Annotated in this window: 1 protein-coding gene and 1 rRNA gene; one reads left to right on the plus strand and one right to left on the minus strand. The window is 39.3% G+C overall.

Annotated features, from left to right (window positions below; translation table 11 throughout):
• The first annotated feature begins 40 nt into the window (after positions 1-40).
• Positions 41-152: ribosomal RNA gene (gene rrf, locus IM797_RS28105) — 5S ribosomal RNA — on the plus strand.
• Positions 153-248: 96 nt separating this feature from the next.
• Here the strand turns inward: rrf and IM797_RS28110 are convergent.
• The gene (locus tag IM797_RS28110; protein ID WP_228099183.1) at positions 249-1373 is read right to left on the minus strand and encodes a Fic family protein; all 1125 of its coding nucleotides are present in this window, start codon (positions 1371-1373) and stop codon (positions 249-251) included.
• Positions 1374-1754: the final 381 nt, after the last annotated feature.

Here is a 1754-nt window from a genome sequence, read left to right on the forward strand (position 1 = left end):
ATTAAACAAAGGAACTTGCTAATTAAAATATTAAAAATATTTAGGTGCCTATATCGGTGGTGTCTACCTCTTCCCATTCCGAACAGAGAAGTCAAGCCCACCAGAGCCGATGGTACTGCGGTAACACGTGGGAGAGTAGGTCGGTGCCAAATCTTAAAGAAAGCCTGTAGTGAAAACTACAGGCTTTTCTTGTTTTGATAGTTTTGACCAGAAGGAAGGGGATGTGCTGAAATCTTTTTTTGAAGATATTACTCTGATAGAATTCTATACAATTCGAGGTTCAGGTAGTAACTGTTTCCCTGGATCATTCGTTTTTCTAAAATCCCCATGACAGAGAGTTCATCTAAATATTTGCGTGCAGTATTTTCTGCGTATAGCCCACGTTCCGTCAAATGTTTTACCCTGGTAAAGGGTTCGGTGAATAAGGTGCTGACCAAAGACTCTGGCCTGCTGATGTTATTTTGTGCAACGATGGCTTCAAGGATGGCGTCTTTAGCCGAAATGATATCGTTAATTTTATTATAGGTTAGGTTGGCAGTTATCTCTACCGCTTTTAACATAAAGAGCAACCAGTTTTTCCAGTTTCCTTTTTGGGCAATACCAGATAAGGTCGCATAGTAATCCTCCTTATTATCCATAATGTATCGGCTTAGAAAGAGGATAGGATAATCAAGCAGTCCTTTTTTGGTCAGGTAATGGATGTTGAAAATTCTTCCTGTCCGGCCATTGCCGTCCCTGAAGGGATGGATGGCTTCAAATTGATAGTGTCCAATGGCCATTTTTAAAAGTGGATCCAATTGATATTGCTGATCATCGTTTAGGAAATCAATTAAATTGGCCAGTTTCTCTTCTAAAATGCCAGGGCCACGAGGTGGGGTATAAGAAGCTTTACCTGCATTAGGTCCGGATCCTCCTTCCTTTATGTAAATTTGAGCAACAGCTGGCCTGATGCCATCATTAAACTGGCTAACGGTTCTATACATTTTGATGAAGTAAGCTTCGTCAAATGACTGATCACCCTGTAGGTATTCATAACCAAGCCATAAAGCTTCCCGATAGTTCAGGATTTCTTTAGCGGGACCTTCCAATTGTTTATGTTGCTGTTCGCTATATGCTTTATAAAGTTCATCATCTGTTGTGAAAATATTCTCTATTGCATTTGAAGCTTTTGCTTCTTGTAAACTGATCGAATTGATCAATAGTCCTTGATTGGGAATGGCGATGCTGCGCCCCTGTAATCTTCCCAAAGCGGCTTTGGCATTGCCAAGCTGAGCGAATACCTGGATGTCTTCATAAAGATCTTTATCTATAGGGAGCAATGGAAGGTTATTCCAAGGCTTATTCCTGTCGGAGTTAATCGGATAAGGCATCATCAAATATACATAAAAGAATTGTTTAGGCCTTAAAATGCTATTGATTTTAATGTTAGTCGTAGAGTTGACATTAAAATATGTTGGTTTTTCTATTTAGACCTCATTTTATCCTTATTTTTAAGGTTAACTGAAAGCCTTACCTTAAATGGATTTTTATCGCATGCTGTATTAAAGGTTATAGGGCCAGCCGCGTTAGAATCTTTCCGCTTGAAGATAAGCGACTTAGCGGAACTAAACAATTATTAGTGTCTAAATGTTTGGTGGGTGGGGAAATTTTCTTACTTTTGCAACCCGCTTCGGAGGAAGAGAAACAGTGAAAGGGATAAAGAGAAGAGTGATTTGAGGATTTGAGTGTAGGAATGTTGTCAATTGAGGAGTATA

The organism is Pedobacter sp. MC2016-24, assembly GCF_015223055.1.
Taxonomy (GTDB): Bacteria; Bacteroidota; Bacteroidia; order Sphingobacteriales; family Sphingobacteriaceae; genus Pedobacter.